We start from the raw sequence: 21,381 nt of genomic DNA on the forward strand, positions 1-21,381 counted from the left end.
GATACCCGGTGGGCCGGTCAGGAATGACTTAGAGGTCAAACCGGGTCGATCCGCAGCACGGGCGCAGATTCGCCGACGGTGAGGTCGTCGACGATGCGGATGCTACGGGCGAGCTCGTCGACCGCGCCGATGACGGTGCCGAACCGCTCGCGATCGCTGCAGACGGCCGTGACGGTCACGAGGTGCGTGCCGAGATCCCAGGTGTAGGTGGCGAACGGCGGGCGACCGCCCTGCGGCAACGGCATGGCGAGCTTCTCGCCTACGCCGAGGTAGGTGCCGCGGAACTCCTCGGTGTCGTCGTACTCGATCGGCATCGAGGCCCGCGCGATGCGGATCTCGGGCGTCGCGGCCTGCACCTGGGCCATGACGACCAGCAGGTCGGGCTCTGCCTTCCAGACCCACACGAGCACGCGCCCGGCCGCCTTGCGCATCAGGAACGGGACCGCCTGACTCATCGCCCACGCGCTGAACCCACCGCCGCGCTTCGACGGCGTGGCATCCGGCCCCTTGGCCTGCGACAGGAGCATGCCGATCGCCTGCTTGCGGGCGCGGCGACCGCGGAAACCGAGGGAGTCGGTGACGGGCACCCACTTGGAGCGATCGGGTTCGGCGTGGAGTCGGGGCACGCGCCCAGCCTACGAGGCGAGGCTGTGCGTCCCGCCCGTAGGGTGAGCAGGTGAACACGCGTCACCGCCTCCACGCACGCAAGCGGTACCTCAGCCTCGGACTCGGCGAACTCACCTCGGCAGCGGTGTTCGCCGTGGTGGCCGTGGTGGGCATTACGCCGAGACTGGCGTCGTCGACGACGGCCGTGCTCGCCCTCTGGTGCGCGCTGGTTCCGCTTCTGCTGGTGCTGGTGCAGGCGGGCGCGTACTGGCTGCTCGCCCGCGGATGGGTCGGGGTCGGCCCGATGCCGTCGCAGCTCGCGCGGCTCTATCGCCTCTTCCTGGTCGTCGACCCGCTGCTCCTGCTCGTGGGGTTGGTCGGGGTGCTGGTGTGGTGGCCCGACGAGCTGTTGGCCGCGCTCCTCGTGATGGGCGTCTGGCTGTTCGGCGTGATCGAGTACCTCAACTACTTCGTCGTGCGACTCTCGTACCCGGCCTCCGAATGGTTCGCGAGAGTGCGAGAGCGGCGTCGCCCGCGACTGATGAAGGATGTCGGGCTGGCCGGTCGCTCCACCGAGCGCCGGGCGGTCGCTCGCCGGTAGGCGCTCGGATCAGCAGTTGGGCACGACGGCGCCGACAGGCTCTAGCGCGCCGTGAGTGCGCCCCACGCGCGACTGGGCACTCGCGCCCCAGCGATCGACCGTGGCGGTGGAGGCGGCGCCGGCGGTAGAGTCCGCGGCATGAAGGACCCTGCGGCATGAGGCTGACGCGCATCGGCGGCCCGACCGTGCTGGTCGAGCTCGACGGCTGGCGCCTGCTCGTCGACCCCACGTTCGACCCTGCCGGCGGGCACTACTCGTTCGGCTGGGGCACCGGCTCGACGAAGACGGCCGGCCCGGCGATCGGCATCGACGAGCTCGGACCGGTCGACGTCGCCCTCGTCAGCCACGACCACCACGCCGACAACCTCGATGACACGGGCCGCGCGATGCTGCCCTCGGTCGGCGCGGTCGTGACGACGGCGAGCGGCGCTGCCCGGCTCGCGCAGGGTCGGCCCGGGCACGCAGTGCCCGCCGATCGCTTGCACGGGCTCGAGGCAGGGGAGTCGGTCACGCTGCCCGGCGTGCGCCCCGGGCTGCCGACGCTCGAGATCACGGCGACGCCGTGCCGGCACGGGCCGCCGCTCACCCATCCGATCGTCGGTGACGTGATCGGGTTCGCCGTGCGCAGACAGGGCGAAGAACGCGTCGCGATCTGGATCACGGGCGACACCGTGCTCTTCGGCCCGCTGCGCCGGGTCGCCGAAGAGCTCTCGATCGACGTCATGCTCGCCAACGTCGGCGGCGTGCGCTTCGGCGTCAGCGGGCCGCTGCGCTACACGATGAGGGGTCGCGAGGCCGTCGAGCTCGTCGGCATCGCGGCTCCCCGCGTCGCGACGTTCGCGCACTACGACGGCTGGTCGCACTTCGTCGATGGCGAGCAGGGGCTGCGTGACGCGCTCGACGCATCGGCGGCGTCGGTGCACGACCGCGCCGTGTGGTTGGTGGACGGGGTCGCGGTCGAGGTCTGACCGGGCCGGCGACGGCCTACATCATCGACTGCAGCAGCTGCGTGGCCTTCTGGTTGTCGCTCGTCGCGAGCACGACCCGGTTTCGGGATGCCACGTAGACGAGCGAGATGTTGATGCCCGCCTCGGCGAGGGCGCGTGCCATCCCACCGAACACGCCAGGCGTGTCGAGTTCGGGCTCGGGCAGTGCCGGACTGACGATGACGTCGGTCTCGGCATCGACCCTGATGCCGACGCTCGCGAGCGCCGCCTTGGCACCCTCGACGTCGTCGATGAGGATGTGGACGGCGCCCCGACCGCCCTCCATGATCGCGCAGAGGCCCTCGATGTTGACGCCCGCCCTGCCGAGCGCCTCGCCGAGCCGCGCCCCCTCGCCGGGCTGATCCTCGAGGGTGACCAAGAGATCCTTCGCCATGACGGCACCTCCTTCTCGGGATGCCTCAGGTCTACGCCGGTGGGCGGGGGGCGTCAACGGCTCAGGCACCGGAGCTAGCCTCGCGCATCAAGAATCAGCCGGCCGATGGTGAGCCGTCGGAGTGGCCGATAATTGTTGGCAGTGGAAGCAGGGTTGGCTCGCCGTCGGCATTGACATCCTTCTGCGCTTTGTCAAGGGCGAATGACTGGACCCTTCTTCTCTTTCGATTCGGAACCTGAGACCAGACGACCTCCACTACTTCGCCTTCGAAGTCGAACAATGCCGCATCCCCGCTCCAGAATTCATGAACCCGCGCCGGTTCCGTGGCCGTGATCTCCTTTCGCGCGGGCCGAACAAAGGTAATCGCTTCCCCGGGGGCCCGGCTTGCATAGTGGTGCCTGCGGAGTCGTGCGGTGCGCCCGTCTCGCCTAGAACGAAGCACGACGTCGAATGCCGCGCCATCGCCATGATTCGCGATGGACAATTCGACATCACGGGTGCCAGAGGTGACGGTTGAGTCGACATAGGCAATGTCCCGAAAGACCCACACAGGGCGTGCTTGATATCTGAAGCGCTGCCAAACGCCCCATCCGGCGAAGATTGCTGCGGCTAGCGCACCGATCACGATCACTACTTGCCCGGCGACCTCCCACCAATCCGGTGCGGCATCTATGGCATCCGCGATCTGCGTGAGTTGGCAGCTGATTCGGTAGGGCTCGCAATCCACATCGTGGAGCCTAGCGACTGCCTGCCGGCACGAAGACGTGCGAACATCTGTCGCGTAAGCCAGATAGCCGACGCTCTCCGAAGCCATCGGCAACGACAGAGCACACGGCGACATCTCGACATACGCGACGCAGAAGAAGACTCAGCTGAGGTCTTGGTTCTCATGAGCGAAGCGCTCGATGAGGTGTTTCGAGGCCAGCTCTCGAGCACATCAAGTACAGGGCGCAATGGTGGGAGTGCCGAAAGGGCGTTCGGGCGCAGTCTCATGGAGCACCTTGGCGGGGGCAGTTGCCCCCGCCAAGGCGGGCGGATTACCAGGCGTCTCGCCAACGCTGGTGTGTGCTACCCGTAGAGGGTAGATGCCTGGACGCGCGATCAATATACCTCGTACAGGCGCTTCTGCTGGACCGCGGCATACAGGTCGAAGTTCTCCCAGTGCACGTTCCACGAGCGGCTCGAAGAGCGTGCGGCACCTCGTTCTGTTGGGTCTACAACGTTGTAGGCGGCAAGCACGGACTCCTTCGCTGCGTTGCTTGCGAAGGGGCAGGAGAGAAGGTTCAGCGCAACGAGTGCGCGCTCGGAGTCTCGCGGTGACCGAGCCTGCGTTTCCACGGCCCAGGCGATGCTGGCGGCGCGGAGCCGCTCGAACGACGAGTTATCTCGCATGTGCAAGAGCAAGCTGAAAAGCAACGTGGCGTTCATGATTCTGGGCGGTGAGTAGCCGCCCTTTTCATTCGGGCTGAAATGGAAGATCTGCGCCAACTCCTCCTCCGGAAGAATGTGCCCCTCGCCGAGTTCGGACAAACAATCGAGCAGCGTGCTCGTAGTTGCCGTCGGAGGCTCACTTCGGGCTAGTCGAACAAGCTGTATTCGAATCTCATTTCCCAGAGCCTTCTCCACGCGTTCGCGATCGTGACCCGGGATGCCTGGCTCGCGGATGTACTGCAGGACTGTGCTTGCGATGCGCGCCACCTTCACCGCAGGGCTCATTCGCGGTGCGCCCGAGAACGCGAAGAATGTGAACTCGACGAGCGCGAGCAACGCATTGGTAGTCGCTCGTACATGTTTGACGAGCTCGAGAATGCCAACTTCGTCTGCAGCGGCGAGGGTTTGGAGGGATCGGCTGATCACCTTCTCAGTTGCGCGCTCAACTCTCGCGAGCGTGTAGTTCGCGAGGTCATGATGACTGGCGCCTGTGTCGAGCAAGACGGATTTGTAGCCCACGACGAGCTCTTCGCGACGAACTCGGGGCATCGGAACCCGCGTCTCTTCCTGAGTTACCTCGAGTTTCTCGCCACGGTCAACACACGCCTTTATCAACCTGCGAGTCCGTTCTTTGGCAATCGTGAGGGCAGACGTCCACGGGGTATGCTCACCTTCCTCTTTCGAGGCGTTGAGGTGCAGCTTGAAGGGGCGCAGTGCATTCGCGATTTCGGTAACGACGTGCTCCCGCTTCTCAGGATTAGCGAGGAACACAAAGTAGTCATCGACGTATCGCAGAATCTCGTAGTCGACTCGGTGACGGAGCCCATCCGATGCGAGCCTTGCGTGGATCTCTCTATCGACAGACTGAAGAATGATTTCCGCAAAAATGCGGGAGACTTCGGAGCCGATGGTTATCCCACTCGTCTCACTGTGATTCAGGTTCTGCATGAGGCGGTCAAAGGAATCACCAAACGAACCTCTTGAGTCACGGATGTTCTCTTTGATCAGCTCGTGGCCGTGAGTGGCCCAAGCGATGGAGTGGGTATAGATGCTGTCGAAGCACTTGGCAATATCTACCCGCATGAGGTAGCCGTACTTTCGTTCGCAAAGCCTGTACTCGGCGGAGTCATAGAACTTGTAGACGTTGGAGTAGCGATCGTAGGTGAAGTACGAGCGCAGCCATTCGTACTCATGGGTCACGATCTCGACTGACGACGTCGTTGCTCTCTTGCTGCGGAAGAGCCAATCACGCGTAAGCGAGTAGCGGGCGACTTTGGTTGGCCGTCGCAGGCTGTACTCGCCCCGCGAGCAATAGAACAGCATTAGGTCCGCAAACTGGCGGTAGAACGCGACAATATCGACCTGCGCTCGCGGGTGAGGGACCGTTAGAGCGCGAAAATCATTGTGACGGTGGCGAATCGCGAACTGAAATGGGATGGTCTCGTCGCGCGACGTCTTAGCTCGTTCCAGTTCAAGCCGGCCCCGCCCTTTCGTGGGAAACACAATCTTTTCTCCGAGGAGGATCTGCAGAAATGTCTCCGTACCTGGCCCGAGGTCACGCGCATAATACGTCCCGCCCACGCGTTCCAGCCGCGTCGCGTTAATGAAGTCATACATACCGCGATTGCTAAAGCTCGGCGGGAGTTCATACGGCAGGACGTCACTCAGCAACACTCTTGCATCGTGCTGGCGGATTGGGCGCCGTCGCCTCCTCGTCATCTCCATGCTCCTCGGATTTGCCGTAATTGATCTGCACTAAAGCGATGCATCGTCTTCTGCTCAAAACCTCCTCGGAATGACAGTCGAGCGATCGCCCGACCAACGGGCACCGGAAGAGTCCGATTGCTTAGCTTGTCTTGGAGCGCTATGTCGAGATCGTCAAATTGATCCGGCTGGGTGGACTCTGAGTTCGAGTAGTAGATCCCCACCATCGCGTTCCGCTTGTTGTTGCTGAGACGGGTGTTTCCGGTGAGCATTCGAACTCGATTCAGGAAGAGCAGTTGTCTGCCGCCATTCGATTGGTCACACGCGTCCCACAGCTCGAATGTCCGGTCGAGTCGTCGCTGCAACTCCACCAGCCGAGGCTGCGACAGTCGAACCTCAACCTGCTTCGGACCGCGCGAAATCTCATACCCGAGAAGGTCAAACGCGGGAACAGCCCCTTTGACGCCGGACATGTGCGCATCCGACTTCGTTGGGTGCGCGGTGAGGCCGATTGCGGCAAGCGCATCTCCCGGCTCCTGCAAAAACGCGGACTTCGTACGTGGTCCGCTACGTGTGAGTCCTCGAACCACGACGATGTCATCGACGAAGCGGGCGTAGTAGATGACATCGTCTCCGTTGGACAACTGACGATCGACTGCTTGGATGTAGAGCTCTGCAAGTTTCGCACTGAGTCCTACCCCTGTCGGCAGGCCGGTTTTCGCGCCAGTGAGCGCCGCGTACTCGTCGATCAGCATGAGAATCAGCCGAACAGACGTCGGGGTGAGTCCCGCCCCACACACAAGCTCACGAAGCTCGGAGTGTGGGATCGACTCATAGAACTGTTCAACGTCGACCTTCAGGACAGCCTTCGGCAACGCATCGCCGAGGGAGACAGCGACGGCTCGGACAATGGCGTTCCGAGATTGTTGGCGTTTCGGTACGAGCGCGGCGACATTTCGCTGCAACTGCTTCTCAGCGAAGTACCGTGCGGAGTTCCCGCCAATCGAGTAGATACTTCGAGACGTCGAGGCTACCTTCACCCTTTGTAGGCCCCATGTGAAGGTTCCGCGTTCCAGCCTGTGGGCGAGTTCAAGACTCGTCGCGGTCAGCGCGATCTCGAGCTTGTCTTCCGTCTGTTGCCGAAGCTCTTTCAATGAAGTATGAGCCGTGACCGGGTCGTACGGGGACGTGCCCAGGTCGCCTGCGAGTCGGCGAATCAGGCGCCGCTGGTCCCGAGCTTGCCGGATCGTGCGAGCGACGTCGGGATACAAGGTCGACAAATCGCGTCCACGCCGCGTCTGGAGGTCCCAGACTCTCCTCAGGTTCCTTGGCGTGAAGCCCTCGTCCACAGCGACCTCCATCCTTGGTTTTTGAACTCTATCGGGGCGCTTCGAGTCGGAGCACCGCCACGGCTTTGGCGTGGGAATACTGATGACTCCGATGCGTTGAACTTGAGCGAACCACACTCAACTTCAACCAGGAGGCAAGGTGCCCAACGACTTCAACGAGGCCGGCGCGAGCTCGTTCGACGAGTTCCTCGCCCGATACCTTGCGGGTGAGCAAGCCCGACAGGCACGGTCGATCGACCTCAGCCGGTTTCTGACCGCGCGCACCCAGTCGATCCTTCAGCAGGCGGGGCGCTTCGCCCTCGAGCGCGGGCAGACCGAGCTCGACGCCCTGCACATCCTGCGCGTGATCGTCGAAGACGAGAGCGTGCAGCAGGCGATCCGCCGCATCGGGGCGAGCCCCGAGCGGATCGTGACGGCGACCGAGGCACGTTTGCCCGCGGCATCCGATATCGCCGACATCAACGCGGCGACGATCACGCCGTCGGCCTCCCGCGCGCTGTTCCACAGCTACCAGGTGGCGCGGTCGAGCGGGTCGACGTACATCGATCCTGAGCACCTGTTCTTCGCGCTGGTGCTGGGGCAGGATGCGCCTGCGGGGCAGGTGCTGGCTCGGGCTGGGGTTACTGCCGAAGCACTCACGCAGGGGATGCGGGAGCACGACGGGGAGACCGGTTTCGAGACGCGTCCGACTTCGTCGGGCGCTCCTCAACCTGCGGAGGAGAGCGACACTCCCATGCTCGACAAGTTCGGGATGGACCTGACCGAGCGGGCCGCGAACGGCGAGCTCGACCCCGTGATCGGGCGCGCCGACGAGATCGAGCAGACCATCGAGATCCTGTCGCGCCGTACGAAGAACAACCCCGTGCTCGTCGGTGAGGCGGGCGTCGGCAAGACGGCGATCGTCGAGGGCCTCGCCCGCGCGATCGTCGAGGAGAACGTGCCCGAGGCCCTGCTCGGCAAGCGCGTCATCGCGCTCGACCTGCCCGGCATGCTCGCCGGCACCCGCTACCGCGGCGACTTCGAGGAGCGCCTCACGAAGACGATGGAGGAGATCGCCGCGAACAAGGGCGACCTCATCATCTTCATCGACGAGGTGCACACGGTCGTCGGCGCCGGTGGCGCGGGCGAGGGCGGTATGGACGCGGGCAACATCCTGAAGCCGCGCCTCGCGCGGGGCGAGCTGCACCTCGTGGGCGCGACGACCCTCAACGAGTACCGCAAGATCGAGAAGGACCCGGCGCTCGAACGCCGCTTCCAGCCCGTTCGCGTGGGCGAGCCGAGCGTCGAAGACGCCGTGCTCATCCTGCACGGGCTGAAGCCCGCGTACGAGCAGCACCACGGCGTCGAGTACACCGACCAGGCGATCCGCGCCGCGGTCGAGCTCAGCGCCCGCTACCTCAGCGACCGCGTGCTGCCCGACAAGGCGATCGACCTCATCGACCAGGCCGGTGCGCGGCTTCGTTTGAAGCTCGGCGTGAAGGTGGATGTCTCCGCGCTGCAGGCGCGACTCGGTGAGCTCGAGGCGGAGAAGAATGCCGCGGTGTTGGCCGAGCAGTATGAGGAGGCGTCGCGGGTTCGGGATGAGATCTCGCGGGTGCAGTCGAAGATTGATGAGGTCGTCTCGGGTGGTTTCGATACGCGTCCTCCTTCGTCGGGCGCTACTCAACCGACGAACACCATCGACGAGGCGGAGATCGCTGCGGTGATCTCGCGGGCCACCGGGATTCCGGTGCACCGGCTCACCGAGAGCGAGCGCGAGCGCCTCGGCGACCTCGAAGGCGAGCTGCACGGGCGCGTCATCGGGCAGGACGACGCGGTCGCCGCCGTCGCCAAGGCCGTGCGCCGCAGCCGCACCGGCATGGGCGACGCACGTCGGCCGGTCGGGTCGTTCCTCTTCCTCGGGCCGACGGGCGTCGGCAAGACCGAGCTCGCCAAGGCACTCGCGTCGAGCCTGTTTGACGACGAGGCATCCGTCATTCGATTCGACATGTCGGAGTTCGGCGAGCGGCACACGGTGTCGCGGCTCGTCGGCGCCCCTCCCGGATACGTCGGGTACGACGAGGCCGGCCAGCTCACCGAGCGCGTACGGCGCAACCCGTACTCGATCGTGCTGTTCGACGAGATCGAGAAGGCGCACCCCGACGTGTTCAACCTGCTGCTGCAGGTGCTCGACGACGGACGCCTCACCGACGGCCAGGGCCGCACGGTCGAATTCCGCAACACGGTCGTCGTGATGACCTCGAACCTCGGCAGCGAGTTCCTCGCGTCGCGATCGGGTGCGCTCGGTTTCGTCGCCGGGTCGGATGCCTCGGGCTTCAGCTCGGCCGAAGATGTGCGCCAGCGCGTCATGGGCAAGGTGCGCGAGGCCATGCGCCCCGAGTTCCTCAACCGCATCGACGAGATCGTGCTGTTCCAGAAGCTCGATCAGCCGCAGCTCGCGTCGATCGTGAGGCTCATGCTGGGTGCGACCGCACGTCGCCTCGCGTCGCGCGAGATCGCGTTCGAGGCGACGGATGCCGCGGTCGCGCTGCTCGCCAAACGGGGCTACGAGCCCGAGTACGGTGCGCGGCCCCTGCGCCGGGTCATCCAGCGCGAGATCGACGATCGCATCAGCGACCTCTTCGTCTCGGGCGCGCTCGGCGACGGGGGAGCGGTGCACGTCGACGCCCAGGGCGGCGAGTTCGTCGTCAGCGCGACGGGAGTGCTGCCGCTCGCGGCGTAACCACCGCTGCAGGTCGAGTAGCGACGAAGGAGCGTATCGAGACCTCGCGAGGGGTCTCGATACGCGTCCTCCGAGGCGCGGCGCCGAGCGCACCGACCACGACCGATGTCGGTGGGTACCCGCACACTGGGAGTCACTCGGGGAGTGAGGGGGAGCGCATGGAGGCGCTGCAGGCGATTCTGTGGAGCGTCATGATCGGGCTGGTGGCCATCGGGCTGGTGCTGATCGTGACGACGGTGCTGACCAGTCGGCGGATGAAGCGCCATGCGCAGATGGTCGATCCGTCGCAAGCGGAGCACCTCGGCGAACTGCTGCTCGAACGGGTGCGGGAGCGCTCGCTCGAACCCGGCTGTGCTGTCTCGCTGTCGGGGTTCTGGCGGGAGCACGCTTCGACGAGCGCTGAGCGCTACGCCGCGCTGCAGCCGCTACTCCGGAGCGGAGTCCTTCGCGCGACGAAGGATTCCGACGAGATCTTCCGCTTCTTTCAGTTCATCGCATGGGACCTGCTGAACCGACCTGTCGGTGTCGTGACGCTGAACCAGCGTGACTGGACGCGGATGGCGACCGGCGCGACCGCGGCGACGGTCATCCAGAGCGTCCATGGCACCGTCGTCGGCACCGTCAGCGGAGGCGTTGTCCAGACCGGCGACCACAGTGTCGCTCACGTCACGAACTCAGTCGATCATCGGCTGATGATGGAGATCATCGCTGCGCTTCGTGCTGACGCGACCCGGCTCGCGGGCATCGATCGGGAGCGCGCCGAGTCCCTTGCGGATGCGATCGAGAACGATGCATCCAAGGGGCGGGAGGGGGCCGTTCTCGACGTGATCAACAGCTTGAGCGGCGTCATCGCGAACAGTGCAGGGACGTGGGCGTCGACCGCCGAGATCCTTACACGGATCACGAGCGCGAGCGCGACATGAGTTGCGCGATCGCTCTCGGCGGACCGGCGTGGGTGTGAAGCGGTGGCCGTAACCGGTCGAGCTGCGAACACCCGGTCCTCTCGTCGAGGTCGGGCGTCCGCCGTCTCATGCTGGAGCGAGCCGGCTCAACTCGGCGAGGCGGGCGGCGCCGCCCGGCGAGTGCTTCTGCAGGCGCTCGAGGGTGCCGTCGAGCACGGCAGAGCGCGGGGCATCCCGCGGAATGCGCGCCGGATTGATCGCGACCGTCGACGCCCAGGAGGAGATGTCGCGCTCCGACCCGAACGACCCCGCGTTGCGGGTGCCCACGGCCGTCATCCGCGCCCATGACGCCATCGAGTCGGGGTATGGCGACGGCGGGCAGAGCCGGTTCTTCTCGTCGTCGTCGGAACGGGTGGCCTCGACGTAGCCGGCGATTGCCGCCCCGAAGCAGGGGAACCCCGCCCGGATCGGCTGGAGCGTCATCGCGCCGGGCGACCAGACCGGCACGAGCGGGCGGTAGATGAGGCCTTCGCCGGCGCAGTGCACGACGAGCGCATCGGACGGAATCGTGATCGAGCCGTCGTCGAAGTGGATGCTCCCGCGTTCCACGCGGCGGATGTGACCACGACGCACGACGTGCTCGATCGTGCGCAGCTGCTCGAGCTCCCACAGCGCGAGCGTGGGAGCCTTCGCCATCGTGGGCGTCACCGAACGGTCGACCCGCAGCATGATGCCCGCGTCCTCCATCCGCAGGAACAGGTCCTCGAGCGAGGTCGCCGCCTCGGCGGCCTCCATCATGTCGGCGACGAAACCGAGGAACACCTCGGGTACGGGCTGCACGACCGCGCGGTTCAGCATCCACGGGTCGCGGGGCCGCACCCAGGTGATCGCGTCGGGGGCCACGCCGCGAGCGAGCAACCAAACGATCGCGTCGGTCGCCGTCTTGCCGGAGCCTGCGATCACGTAGCGGCTCGGCGCGTCGTCGACATGGGCGAGCTCGTTCACCGGAATCACCCGGGCGTCGTCGTCGACCTCGAACGGCGGCGGCATCTCGGCCGGCACGCGCGGGGCGAGGTAGTGGGCGTCGACCACCCGGCAGCGCTCGGCCACGGTGAATCGTTCGCCCGACACCCGCGACACGAAGGTGCGGTCGCCGAGGTGCTCGCAGCCGGCGAAGAACTCGACCCGGCCCGACTCGAGCAGGCGCTCGGCGAGGATCCGCTCGTAGTAGGCGCAGATCTCGGACTTCGTCGCCCGCTCCTGGAGGCCGGCCTCGGGCCCCTGCTGCTGCACGCGACCGCCGCCGAGCAGGGTCGACGCGACGCCGTACAGGGCCGAGGCCTGGTGCAGCCGCACGAACGGGTACGCCTCGAGCCAGTGCCCGCCGGCACCGTGGCGGCGATCGATGAGCGCCACCCGCGCGGCGGGGGCGTGGTCGACGAGGGCGTCGGTGAACGCCATGCCCATCGCCCCGGCCCCCACGACGAGGTAGTCGACATCGAGCGTGCGGGGCACGGGGGATCGCCCCTACTCGACCGCCGGGACGGCCGGCAGCGGAGCGCGCGCGACCGAGTCGGCGTGGCGGTGCACGACGCGCCAGCCGTTCGCCTCGCGGCGGTACACCTGGGTGGCGCGCAACGTGAAGGTGCGCGGGGCGCCGTCGACCGAGGTCGACACCCGCTCGTAGCCGACGGTGTACGCCATATCGCCGCGCACGTCGAACGAGACGAGCTGGAAACCGTAGTCGGTGCAGTGCGAGAAGCTCGCCGAGAGGTCTTCGAACGCCTCGACGAGTTCGGCGCGATTCGTGGCATTGCGCCACGCCCCGAGTACGCTCACCGGCTCCACGGCCGACCAGGTCGCCCGCCGCGGCCCGTCGTCGCCGTCGAACAGCGCACGCTCGGCCCGCACGACGTCGCTCTGCAACCAAATCAAGAAATCCTCACGATCGGTCATGATCTCAGGATCCTCCCGTCGGCCGCCGCGCACAATGACCAGGGGAGGATGGCCCGCCCGCGACTTCCGCCGTGGTGCGGCAGTCGTGCCGTCGTATGGTCCGTCGCGCGCGCTGCTATCGTCGGCGCGTGACGCTGAGTGATGTCGACGTGGCGATCGCCGCCGCACAGGCCGGGGCCGAGGTCGTGGCGCGCGGCTACGGCGCCGCGCACGCGCGGATCGCGAAGTCGGCGACCGATTTCGCCACCCAGGCAGACCTCGATGCCGAGCAGGCGATCCTCCGTGTGCTCGACGAGCACCGGCCGGCCGACGCACGCATCGGCGAGGAGTCCGGCGCGTCGGGCGGCGAGTCCACCGCGCGCCGCTGGTTCATCGACCCGCTCTGCGGCACCCTGAACTACGCCGCCGTGACGCCGCTCGCCGCCGTGAACGTCGCGCTTCGCGAGGGCGATACCGACCTCGCCTCGGCCGTCGCCGACCCGATCGCCGCCGAGCTGTTCTGGACCGATGGCCGACGTGCGTTCCGCCGTGCGGGTGGCGCAGACGAGCCCCTCGTGCCCACAGTGAGTTCGCGCCTCGTCGAGATCAACTGCGATGGGCCCTCTGATCGACCGTTCGTCGGCGGTCAGCTCGTCGCCGACCGACGACTGCGGGCGGACTACGGCCCGCGGGTCATCTCGTCGACGCTCGGCGTGGCCTGGGTCGCGGCCGGTCGGCGGGCGGCGTATCTCTCGGACGGCCGACTGCACGACAACCTGCACTACGCCGCCGGGATCGCGCTGGCCGAAGCATCCGGTTGCGTGGTCAGCGACCTCGACGGCGAGCCGCTGCGCGGTGGCCGCGGCCTGCTCATCTCCGCCGATCCGCCGACGCACGAGCGCATGCTCGAACTCGTCGCACCGCACCTTGCGGACGTTCGGGCCGACGGCGCCGCGTAGCCGGCGACCGGGTCGGGGGTGCTCTGCTCAGCGGCGGGTCGCCGTGACGAGCAGGTACTCCCACGGCATCGTGCCGTCGCCCGCGGTCTTCAACTGGGTGTCGCCGAGGGCGGCGAGGGCGTCGTCGAGTGCGCGAACGGCGTCGGCGTCCTCGGCGATGCGGCGGTACACCGCGATCGTCGGCCCGTAGTTCGCCTTGAAGTAGTCGCGGAACTCGGCGCCCGTCGCGAAGCGGCCGATCGTGACCGCGCCGCGCTGCACCTCGACGCCGTCGACCGCGTCGCCGAGCAGGGCGCGCACATGCGCCTCGTCGCCCCACAGCGGGGCGGGCTGCGCCCCTGCAGGCAGCGGGGGTGCGAACGGCTTCATCGCCCGGAACATCCGGCCGATGAATCCGTCGGGCGTCCAGCTCGCCACGCCGACTCGGCCGCCCGGGCGAACCACGCGCAGCAGTTCGCCCGCGGATGCCTCGTGGTGGGGCGCGAACATGATGCCGATGGCCGAGATCGCGGTGTCGAAGGAGCCGTCGTCGAACGGCAGCTGTTCGGCGTCGGCTTCGACCCACTCGAGCTCGACGCCGGCATCGGCCGCGTTGCGGCGGCCCGCCTCGAAGAGCTCGGGAGCGAGGTCGCTCGCGACGACGTCGGCACCCCGCTCGGCGGCGCGGATCGCGGCGCTGCCGGTGCCGGCGGCGATGTCGAGCACACGGTCGCCGGGGCTGACGCCGACGGCGTCGACGAGACTGGCGCCGAGCGGCCACACGAGCTCGGCGGCGACCGCCGGATAGTCGCCGGAGGCCCACATGCCGCGGTGCTTGGCTTTGAGTTCGCGGTCGGCGTCGCTGCCGACGCCGGCCGCGACGGTCGGGTTCGATTCGGTCACCGGAGGCTCCTTCAGTCGGGGTGATGACAACAGGAGCGAGTGTCGGCCGGGCGCCGCGGGGCCGCATCCGTGCGTGCACGGATATGCGCCTCAGGGTCGGGCGGCGTCAGCCGGCGGGTTGCCGTTCGACGGCGAGCTTGACGGCGAAGCCGGCCAGCACGGTGCCCGACACCCACCGCTGCAGCCGCATCGCCAGCGGTCTCGCGCGCAGGAAGCCCGCGAGCCGGCCGGCGCTCACGACGACCAGGCCGTTGACGGTGACGCCGACGACGATCTGCACGGCGCCGAGCAGCAGGAACTGCGACCACACGGGCTGCGAGGCGTCGATGAACTGCGGCAGGATCGCGGCGTAGAGCAGCGCGATCTTCGGGTTGAGCAGGTTCGTGACGAGGCCCATGCCGAACAGCCGGGCGGGCCGGATCGGGGCGACCTCGGCCGGGTCGAACGCCGAGCGGCCGCCCGGGCGCAGCATCTGCCAGGCGAGGTAGCCGAGGTAGACCGCCCCGGCGATCTTCACGACGAGGAACGCGGCCGGCACGGCCGCGAACAGTGCTGCGAGGCCGAACGCGGCTGCTGCGAGATAGACCACGAACCCGACCGCCGTGCCCGACAGGGCAACCAGCCCGGCGCGGGTGCCCTGACTGATCGACCGCGCCGCGAGGTGCACCATGTTCGGCCCGGGCGTCAGGGCCATCCCCAGCTCGACGAGTGCCACACCGAGTACCGCTGCCCAGCTCACGTGCATGCCGCTCCCAACGTCGTCGACCATCGTATGGGCGGCCGTGCCGTGGGGTGCCCTCGGTAGTCTGACGCGGTGACCAGCAGCGGACTCAGCCATGTGACCTTCATCGTGCGCGACCTCGATCGCATGGAACGCATCCTCACGACGGTGCTCGGCGCCGTGCGCGTCTACGACAGCGGCAGCGCGACGTACTCGCTCTCGCCCGAGCGGTTCTTCCTCGTCGGCGACGGTGACGCGGCGACGTGGGTCGCGATCATGCAGGGCGACGGCGGGATGCCACGGAGCTACAACCACGTCGCGTTCCAGGTGGAGCGGGGCGACCTCCCCGCGTTGCGCGAGAAGGTCGCCGCGCTCGGGCTCGAGCTCCGCCCGCCGCGGTCACGCGTCGACGGCGAGGGCGACTCGCTCTACTTCTACGACGACGACGGTCACCTGTTCGAGCTGCACGCGGGCTCGCTGCGCGAGCGCCTCGCGGTCTACGCGCCGTAGCCGCGATCGCCGGTTGAGGAGCGCCGACGCCTGTCGCTGGTTGAGGAGCGCCGACGCCCGTCGGTGGTTGAGGAGCGCCGACGCGCAGCGGCGACGCGTCTCGAAACCCGGTGAGCCGCTTCTCGAGACCTGGTCACCCGGTTTCGAGACGCGTGCTCCTTCGTCGCTCGCTCCTCAACCCGCGAATGTGGGCTCGGCAGCGAAGCTGACCGAGAGTGACCGGATGCGGGCGGCATAGACCGCGATCGCGAGGGTGGTGACGGCGTAGAGCACCACCGCCTGCAGCACATACGCCGGGTAGTCGATGACCCACGGCGGGCCTTGCACGTACGGCACCGCCTCGCCAACGAGGTAGCCGATCGCCTGGCCGGCGCAGTAGACGAGCACGAGGGCGCCGAACGCGAGCCACGCCTGGCCGGTGCGCCGCCGCCACACCTCACGGGTCGACCGCAGCGCGGTGCGCGGCTCCCAGCGGCCGGCGACGGGCGTCGCCAGTGCGTTCAGCACGGGCGCGAACACGATTGCGGCCGCGAGCAGTGCGAGGAGCAGGAGCATCCCGACCATCAGGAGTGATTCGCTGCCCGCGCGGCTGCGCATGAGCTGGGGCGTGAGCATGAGTGCGGCGAGCGGCAGGCAGCCGACGGCGACCGCCGCCCACCCACGCAGGAACGTGACGAAAGGCATGTCTCGAGCCAAGCGGTTGCGGGTGGGCGGCCGGTATCGGGAGAACCCCCGAATCACCGACCCGCGACGTCAGGCCGCCGCGGCCCGAGCGTCTCGGCCGAACTCGGCGCCGAGATGACCGGCCTCGGCGAGGGCGGCGAGTCGTCCGGGCTCGGCGTCGGCGATCGCGAGGTTCGGCCGGAACTCGACCGAGTCGATCTCGTCGATGCCCGCCCACCGCAGCCAGCCCTCGAAGAACGGCTGCTGGAAGTCGGCGCCGAACGCGGGCGGACGCCCCTCGCCGTAGACGGCGCTCGTGTACACGACCGCGGCGCGCTTGCCCTCGAGGAGCCCCGAGTAGCCGGTCTCGCCGTCGAAGCCGAACACCCAGCCGGGCTGGCTCACGACGTCGATGAACTGCTTCGCGATGTACGGCACGCCCGCGTTCCACATCGGCAGGCTGAACAGGTAGAGGTCGGCGGCGGCGAAGCGCTCGAACGCGAGGCGAGCCCGGTGCCAGGCGATCTCCTCGGCCCCTTCGGGCTCGTCGCCGGCGAACACCCGCATCTTCGCGCCGGCCCCGTCGGGGCCGAAGGCTGGCAGTGAGCCGTCCCAGAGATCCCAGTGGTCGATGGATGCCTCGGGCGAGGCCTGTGCGAACGACTCGACGAAGCGCTGGGCGATCGCGAGCGAGTGCGATGCCTCGCCACGCGGCGAAGCGGAGAGGTGCAGGAGCGTGGTCATGGTCCGGTCCCTTCAAGTGTGTGCGGACGCACATAACTGAGGTGAGCGAATCTGGCATATGTGTGCGCACGCACGCAACTGGTAGAGTCGGGGCATGACGAACGACGCCGAACGCGCCTGGGAGTCGCTGCTGCGACTGCACGCCGCCATGCTGCCGCGCCTCGAGCGCGCCGTGGCGAGCGAAGGCGGCCTGCCGCTCAGCTGGTACGACGTGCTGCTCGAGCTCCACGACGGGGGAGGGCGACTCACGATGGGCCAGCTCGCCGAGCGCGTCGTGCTGAGCCGCACCCGGGTGAGCCGGCTCGTCGACGAGCTCGTCGCCGCAGGGCTCGTCGCCCGCGAGGTCAACCCCGACGACCGCCGCTCGGCCTACGCCGTGCTCACCGCCGACGGGCGCCGCCGCTTCCTCGCCGGGGCGAAGGCGTACCTGCCCGCGATCGATCGCGAGTTCTCACCGGTCGGCGCCGATGGGGTGCGCGCGCTCGCCGAGGCGCTCGAGGCCGCGCTCGCAGCGGTCGATCCCGAGGCGCCGATCCGCAGGCGATAATCTGACCCGGATGCCTGACTCGACCACCCCCGCCTTCCCCGAGCTTCGGCCGACCGCGGTGCTCGTCGTCGGCATCCCGGCCGCCGGCAAGTCGACGGTGGGCCGACTGCTCGCCGAGCGGCTCGGCACCGCCGCGTTCATCGAGGGCGACGCACTCTGGCAGATGGTCGTCGCCGGCCGTGAGGACATGGCGGAGCCGCCGTCGCCCGCGGCGCTCGCCCAGCTCGAACTGCGCTACCGACATGGTGCGCTGCTGGCCCGGTCGTTCGTCGATGCGGGCATCAGCGCGGTGCACGTCGACAACATCTACGGCGACGCGGTCGCCGACCAGCTCGGCCGGATGGGCGGTCGCCGCGCGCTCGTGGTGCTGCGACCCGGCGTCGAAGCGGTCATGCGCCGCGAGCTCGAGCGCGGCACGGGCGCGTACGACGGATGGCTCGGCGACGGCTCGCTGGCCGACGCGGTGCGAACGTTCGACGGTTGGCTCGCCGAGACGCCGCCGGTCGGTCTCTGGGTCGACTCGACCGACCAGGCTCCCGAGGAGACCGTCGACGCGATCCTCGAGCAGTGGGACCGCGCCCTCATCGACGACGAGTTCGCCGTGCGCGAGGCCCGAGGGTGATGGCCGACGTGGATGGACGCGACGAGCGCGCCCGGTCGGGGCGAGCGGCCCGAACCGAGCGACGGCGTGCGGCGCGCGCCCGAGCCGAGCGCGAGCTTGCCGACCTCCGCTTCGTCGAGGTGCCCGAGACAGCGCGGTCAGCCTTTGCCCGAACCGCGGTCGGCCTGGCGATCGCGTTCGCGGTCGGCGCCGGAGCGACCTGGGTGACGATGCTCATCGCCGCGATCGTCGGCGACGAGGCGCTGTGGGAGCTGTCGAACGAGCTCCGGTCCGAGGAGCTGCTCCGCGCGACCGTGCTGCCCCTGTTCGGGCTGGCCGCGACCCTCGCGCTCGCGATCCCGCTGCTCGGCGCCTTCGACGCCGCGACCGCGTTGCGACTGCTCGAACGCCACGCCGCCGAGCATCCCGATCAGGTGCCCTCGGCCGCGCAGCGCGCGCGACTCGGCGTCCTCTCCGCCCGCCACGTGCGCCGCACGGTGCTGGCTGTCGCGGTGATCGCCATGGCGGTCGGCGGCTTCTGCCTGTTCTTCGCGCTCGTCGACGACGAGGGTCGAACCCCGCTCGTCTGGACGATCGTCGCCGTGAGCGCAGTGCTCGTGGCCGCCTCGCTCGTCGTGCGGACGATCCTGCTCGGCGTCGAAGAACGGCAGGCGGGCCGTCGTGCCGTGCTCGAGGTCCGCTGGAGGCGCGATGCCGTCGCCGCCGAGTTCGCCGAGGAACGTCGGCGCGAGGCATCCCCGGCCGAAGACCCGCCCGCGATGCTGCGCCCCGGAGTCTTCGCCCGCATCGACCGGGCGCTCGCCGTCGCGGCCGGCGCGCTCGTCATCGTCGTCGCGATCTGGTTCGTGTCGGTCTGGTTGCGACAGCCGTGCAAACGGTGCGACGAACGCTACTTCGACGAGCCGATCGAGCGTTTCATCGACGGGCTGAGCCTCTGGGGAGGCATCGCGATCGCGTGCGCGCTGGCGGTCACCGCGGTACTCGTCGTCGTGCGGCTGGTGCTCATGCGACGGGTCGAGACGGCGGCCGCACGCTGGGTCGCCGACGGACGGCCTCGGCGAGTGCCCGAGGAGGTGGCCGAGTCGATGCTGCTCAGTCCGCGCGCCGGGCTCTGGGTTTCGCGGCTCATCGTTGCGGTGTTCGTGCCGTTCGCCGTGTTCGCGGCGTTCGCGGCGCTCGTCGACCCCGAGCTGCCACTCGGCGGGCCGACGGTCGCGATCGCCCTCGCGGTCGCCGTCGCGGCACCCGTCCTCGCGGCGCTGGTCGGCATGGCCGATCTGCGGCGCGCCGAGCGCGAGCGCAATGCGCTGCGCGCCGTGCTGTCGCCCGGCGATCCCGACGCATCCTCGATCGCGGCGCGCGACGCGGCCGAACAGCGCGCAGGGGCGAAGCGGGCGAGACGGGCGCAGCGCCGCAGGCGGGGCTGAGGCCGACCCCGACCGCTGCCGTCACTTCCTCGCCGGCAGGGCGGCTTACGCTCGGGGAGCGACCGGGGCATCCGTTCGCTCGTTCGCGCCGCGGATCACGAAGGCCACGCACGCGAGACCCAGGAAGCCGGCGGTGAGTTCGACGACGTTCGCGATCGCGGCGAGGTCGCCTGCCTGGCCGACCTCGGTGGCGAAGACCGAGAAGTCCCAGAGCCCGTGCAGCACCATCGCCCAGATGAGCGAGCCCGTGACGCGGCGCAGGATGTAGAACACCGTTCCGGCGAGGAACGCCGAGATCACCTGGATCACCGTGCCCGAGTCGGGCGCGCCGAGCAGGATGTTCACGAGGTGCGAGAGACCGAACAGCACCGAGGTGATGAGCCAGACCCAGACCTCGCGCAGCCGACTGCGCAGCGAAGTGAGCAGCAGGCCGCGGCTCACGAGCTCCTCGGTGAAACCGACGAGCAGCAGCGCGAGGGAAGCGGCGAGGAACGCGCCGCCGTACGCGCTCCAGTCGGTGGCCGAGAGGTTCATGATCGCGGCGATCGCGGTGAGGATCGGCACGAAGATCGGCCAGCGATGCCGGCTGCGCTCGCGCTCGAAGAGCGCCGGGCGCCACCAGCCCAGCAGGGTCGTCGTGATCACGAGGAGCACCGTCGCGACGATGAGCGAGACGCCCGCCCCGAAGAACAGGTTTCCCGCGCTCTCGCCCCACGCGTCGTAGGGGATGCCGCTCGCCCCCTGGATCGCGACGACGAGCGCGAGGTACGCGAGCCAGATCAGCAGGCCGATCCAGATGCGGGGTCGGACCTTCAGCGGGGGCTCGGTGCTCGTCAACGGAAATCCTCTCGGCACGATGGGGTGGGGTCTCGCCGACTGTATCGCCTACTCGGTCGAGGTCATGGCGGGCGCGCGCCGCTCGGCGATCGCGAGCTCCGCGGGGTCCTTCCGTGCGCTCGGAAGCCGCGGCATCGATCGCCAGGGGGTTGACGCCTGTCGCCGACCCCGGCATCGTCGGCCGCATGAACACCGACAACCGGCAACAGCTGACCTCGATCGAGTCGGTCACGCTCGAGGTCGACGATCTCGCGGCGGCCGAGCGGTTCTACGGCGAGGCGTTCGATCTCGACGGGCGCGTGATTCTGGCGACGTCGGCTGAGCCGACGGGCGGCTTCCGCGGGTTCACCATGTCGCTCGTCGTCGCGCAGCCTGCCGACGTGGTCCACCTGTTCGAAGCGGCGGTCGCCGCCGGCGCGACCGTGCTGAAGCCCGCGGAGAAATCGCTCTGGGGCTTCGGCGGCGTCGTGCAGGCCCCCGACGGCACGATCTGGCAGATGGCGAGCGAAGCGAAGAAGGACACAGGGCCCGCGACCCACCGGATCGAGCACGTCGTGCTGCTGGTCGGTGCCGACGACGTGTCGGCGAGCAAGCGCTTCTACGGCGACCGCGGCCTCGAGGTGGCGAAGAGCATCGGCGGCTACGTCGACTTCGCGATGGCGGCGAGCCCGATCGGCTTCGGGCTCTACAAGCGACGTGCGCTCGCGAAGACGGTCGGGGTCGCCGACGACGGCAGCGGCTCGCACCGCATCCGCATCAACGGCGATTCCGAGGGCTTCGTCGACCCCGACGGGTTCGCCTGGACTCAGGCGTCCGACGCATCGGACGCCTGAGCCCGA

22 protein-coding genes are annotated in these 21,381 nt (G+C 68.5%); 10 read left to right on the forward strand and 12 right to left on the reverse strand.

Annotation, left to right across the window (positions count from 1 at the left end):
* Window positions 1–35: 35 nt before the first annotated feature.
* Complete coding sequence (locus ACFVTX_RS08090; RefSeq protein WP_386899082.1) at window positions 36–626, reverse strand: hypothetical protein; 591 nt, start codon at window positions 624–626, stop codon at window positions 36–38.
* A gap of 50 nt (window positions 627–676) precedes the next feature.
* Here ACFVTX_RS08090 and ACFVTX_RS08095 point away from each other — a divergent pair, with 50 nt between their 5' ends.
* Together ACFVTX_RS08095 and ACFVTX_RS08100 are read left to right on the forward strand one after the other, a co-directional pair.
* Entirely contained in the window at window positions 677–1,207 is a 531-nt protein-coding gene (locus tag ACFVTX_RS08095; RefSeq protein WP_386899083.1) for a hypothetical protein, read from the forward strand.
* A 155-nt stretch (window positions 1,208–1,362) separates the two neighbouring features.
* Entirely contained in the window at window positions 1,363–2,175 is an 813-nt protein-coding gene (locus tag ACFVTX_RS08100; protein WP_386899084.1) for an MBL fold metallo-hydrolase, read from the forward strand.
* A gap of 16 nt (window positions 2,176–2,191) precedes the next feature.
* Here ACFVTX_RS08100 and ACFVTX_RS08105 read toward each other — a convergent pair whose 3' ends face one another.
* From ACFVTX_RS08105 to drt3a, 4 genes are all read right to left on the reverse strand, one after another.
* A complete protein-coding gene (locus tag ACFVTX_RS08105) occupies window positions 2,192–2,587 on the reverse strand; it encodes a hypothetical protein (RefSeq protein ID WP_386899085.1) in 396 nt (131 codons plus the stop codon).
* A gap of 94 nt (window positions 2,588–2,681) precedes the next feature.
* Window positions 2,682–3,314, reverse strand: a complete 633-nt coding sequence (locus ACFVTX_RS08110; RefSeq protein WP_386899086.1) for a hypothetical protein — start codon at window positions 3,312–3,314, stop codon at window positions 2,682–2,684.
* A gap of 374 nt (window positions 3,315–3,688) precedes the next feature.
* A complete protein-coding gene (drt3b, locus tag ACFVTX_RS08115) occupies window positions 3,689–5,743 on the reverse strand; it encodes an antiviral reverse transcriptase Drt3b (protein ID WP_386899087.1) in 2,055 nt (684 codons plus the stop codon).
* A complete protein-coding gene (drt3a, locus tag ACFVTX_RS08120; protein WP_386899088.1) occupies window positions 5,734–7,071 on the reverse strand; it encodes an antiviral reverse transcriptase Drt3a in 1,338 nt (445 codons plus the stop codon). The genes drt3b and drt3a overlap by 10 nt, the downstream gene beginning before the upstream one ends.
* Window positions 7,072–7,210: 139 nt before the next feature.
* On the opposite strand from drt3a, the gene ACFVTX_RS08125 reads away from it, so the two are divergent.
* Window positions 7,211–9,793 (forward strand): ATP-dependent Clp protease ATP-binding subunit, encoded by a 2,583-nt coding sequence (locus ACFVTX_RS08125; protein ID WP_386899089.1) that lies wholly within the window; start codon window positions 7,211–7,213, stop codon window positions 9,791–9,793.
* Window positions 9,794–9,951: 158 nt separating this feature from the next.
* Entirely contained in the window at window positions 9,952–10,716 is a 765-nt protein-coding gene (locus ACFVTX_RS08130) for a hypothetical protein (RefSeq protein WP_386899090.1), read from the forward strand.
* Window positions 10,717–10,821: 105 nt separating this feature from the next.
* Here the strand turns inward: ACFVTX_RS08130 and ACFVTX_RS08135 are convergent, their stop codons facing one another.
* Together ACFVTX_RS08135 and ACFVTX_RS08140 are read right to left on the reverse strand one after the other, a co-directional pair.
* On the reverse strand, window positions 10,822–12,210 hold the full coding sequence (locus ACFVTX_RS08135; RefSeq protein WP_386899091.1) for an NAD(P)-binding protein: 1,389 nt from the start codon (window positions 12,208–12,210) through the stop codon (window positions 10,822–10,824).
* 12 nt (window positions 12,211–12,222) lie between these two features.
* Window positions 12,223–12,651, reverse strand: coding sequence for a YybH family protein (locus tag ACFVTX_RS08140; RefSeq protein ID WP_386899092.1), 429 nt, complete (start codon window positions 12,649–12,651; stop codon window positions 12,223–12,225).
* A gap of 128 nt (window positions 12,652–12,779) precedes the next feature.
* On the opposite strand from ACFVTX_RS08140, the gene ACFVTX_RS08145 reads away from it, so the two are divergent.
* A complete protein-coding gene (locus ACFVTX_RS08145; protein WP_386899093.1) occupies window positions 12,780–13,589 on the forward strand; it encodes an inositol monophosphatase family protein in 810 nt (269 codons plus the stop codon).
* Window positions 13,590–13,616: 27 nt separating this feature from the next.
* On the opposite strand, the gene ACFVTX_RS08150 is transcribed toward ACFVTX_RS08145, so the two are convergent.
* Window positions 13,617–14,471 carry a class I SAM-dependent methyltransferase gene (locus ACFVTX_RS08150; protein WP_386899094.1) on the reverse strand — a complete coding sequence of 285 codons (855 nt, stop codon included), beginning with the start codon at window positions 14,469–14,471 and terminating at the stop codon, window positions 13,617–13,619.
* Window positions 14,472–14,577: 106 nt separating this feature from the next.
* Complete coding sequence (locus ACFVTX_RS08155; RefSeq protein WP_386899095.1) at window positions 14,578–15,210, reverse strand: LysE family translocator; 633 nt, start codon at window positions 15,208–15,210, stop codon at window positions 14,578–14,580.
* Window positions 15,211–15,285: 75 nt separating this feature from the next.
* Here ACFVTX_RS08155 and fosX point away from each other — a divergent pair, with 75 nt between their 5' ends.
* Window positions 15,286–15,702, forward strand: coding sequence for a FosX/FosE/FosI family fosfomycin resistance hydrolase (gene fosX / locus ACFVTX_RS08160; protein ID WP_386899096.1), 417 nt, complete (start codon window positions 15,286–15,288; stop codon window positions 15,700–15,702).
* Between the two features lie 174 nt (window positions 15,703–15,876).
* Here the strand turns inward: fosX and ACFVTX_RS08165 are convergent, their stop codons facing one another.
* Together ACFVTX_RS08165 and ACFVTX_RS08170 are read right to left on the reverse strand one after the other, a co-directional pair.
* Complete coding sequence (locus ACFVTX_RS08165) at window positions 15,877–16,386, reverse strand: hypothetical protein (protein WP_386899097.1); 510 nt, start codon at window positions 16,384–16,386, stop codon at window positions 15,877–15,879.
* Window positions 16,387–16,455: 69 nt separating this feature from the next.
* Entirely contained in the window at window positions 16,456–17,109 is a 654-nt protein-coding gene (locus ACFVTX_RS08170; protein ID WP_386899098.1) for an FMN-dependent NADH-azoreductase, read from the reverse strand.
* A gap of 94 nt (window positions 17,110–17,203) precedes the next feature.
* Here ACFVTX_RS08170 and ACFVTX_RS08175 point away from each other — a divergent pair, with 94 nt between their 5' ends.
* From ACFVTX_RS08175 to ACFVTX_RS08185, 3 genes are all read left to right on the forward strand, one after another.
* Entirely contained in the window at window positions 17,204–17,656 is a 453-nt protein-coding gene (locus ACFVTX_RS08175) for a MarR family winged helix-turn-helix transcriptional regulator (RefSeq protein WP_386899099.1), read from the forward strand.
* 10 nt (window positions 17,657–17,666) lie between these two features.
* Complete coding sequence (locus tag ACFVTX_RS08180) at window positions 17,667–18,278, forward strand: phosphotransferase (RefSeq protein ID WP_386899100.1); 612 nt, start codon at window positions 17,667–17,669, stop codon at window positions 18,276–18,278.
* Window positions 18,279–18,481: 203 nt separating this feature from the next.
* A complete protein-coding gene (locus ACFVTX_RS08185; RefSeq protein WP_386899101.1) occupies window positions 18,482–19,705 on the forward strand; it encodes a hypothetical protein in 1,224 nt (407 codons plus the stop codon).
* A 45-nt stretch (window positions 19,706–19,750) separates the two neighbouring features.
* Here the strand turns inward: ACFVTX_RS08185 and ACFVTX_RS08190 are convergent, their stop codons facing one another.
* Window positions 19,751–20,542 carry a CPBP family intramembrane glutamic endopeptidase gene (locus tag ACFVTX_RS08190; protein WP_386899102.1) on the reverse strand — a complete coding sequence of 264 codons (792 nt, stop codon included), beginning with the start codon at window positions 20,540–20,542 and terminating at the stop codon, window positions 19,751–19,753.
* Window positions 20,543–20,727: 185 nt separating this feature from the next.
* Between ACFVTX_RS08190 and ACFVTX_RS08195 the strand changes: the two genes are divergently transcribed.
* Complete coding sequence (locus ACFVTX_RS08195; protein WP_386899103.1) at window positions 20,728–21,375, forward strand: glyoxalase; 648 nt, start codon at window positions 20,728–20,730, stop codon at window positions 21,373–21,375.
* The last annotated feature ends 6 nt before the right edge of the window (window positions 21,376–21,381 follow it).

This window comes from Agromyces sp. NPDC058136 (assembly GCF_042884375.1).
GTDB lineage: Bacteria > Actinomycetota > Actinomycetes > Actinomycetales > Microbacteriaceae > Agromyces.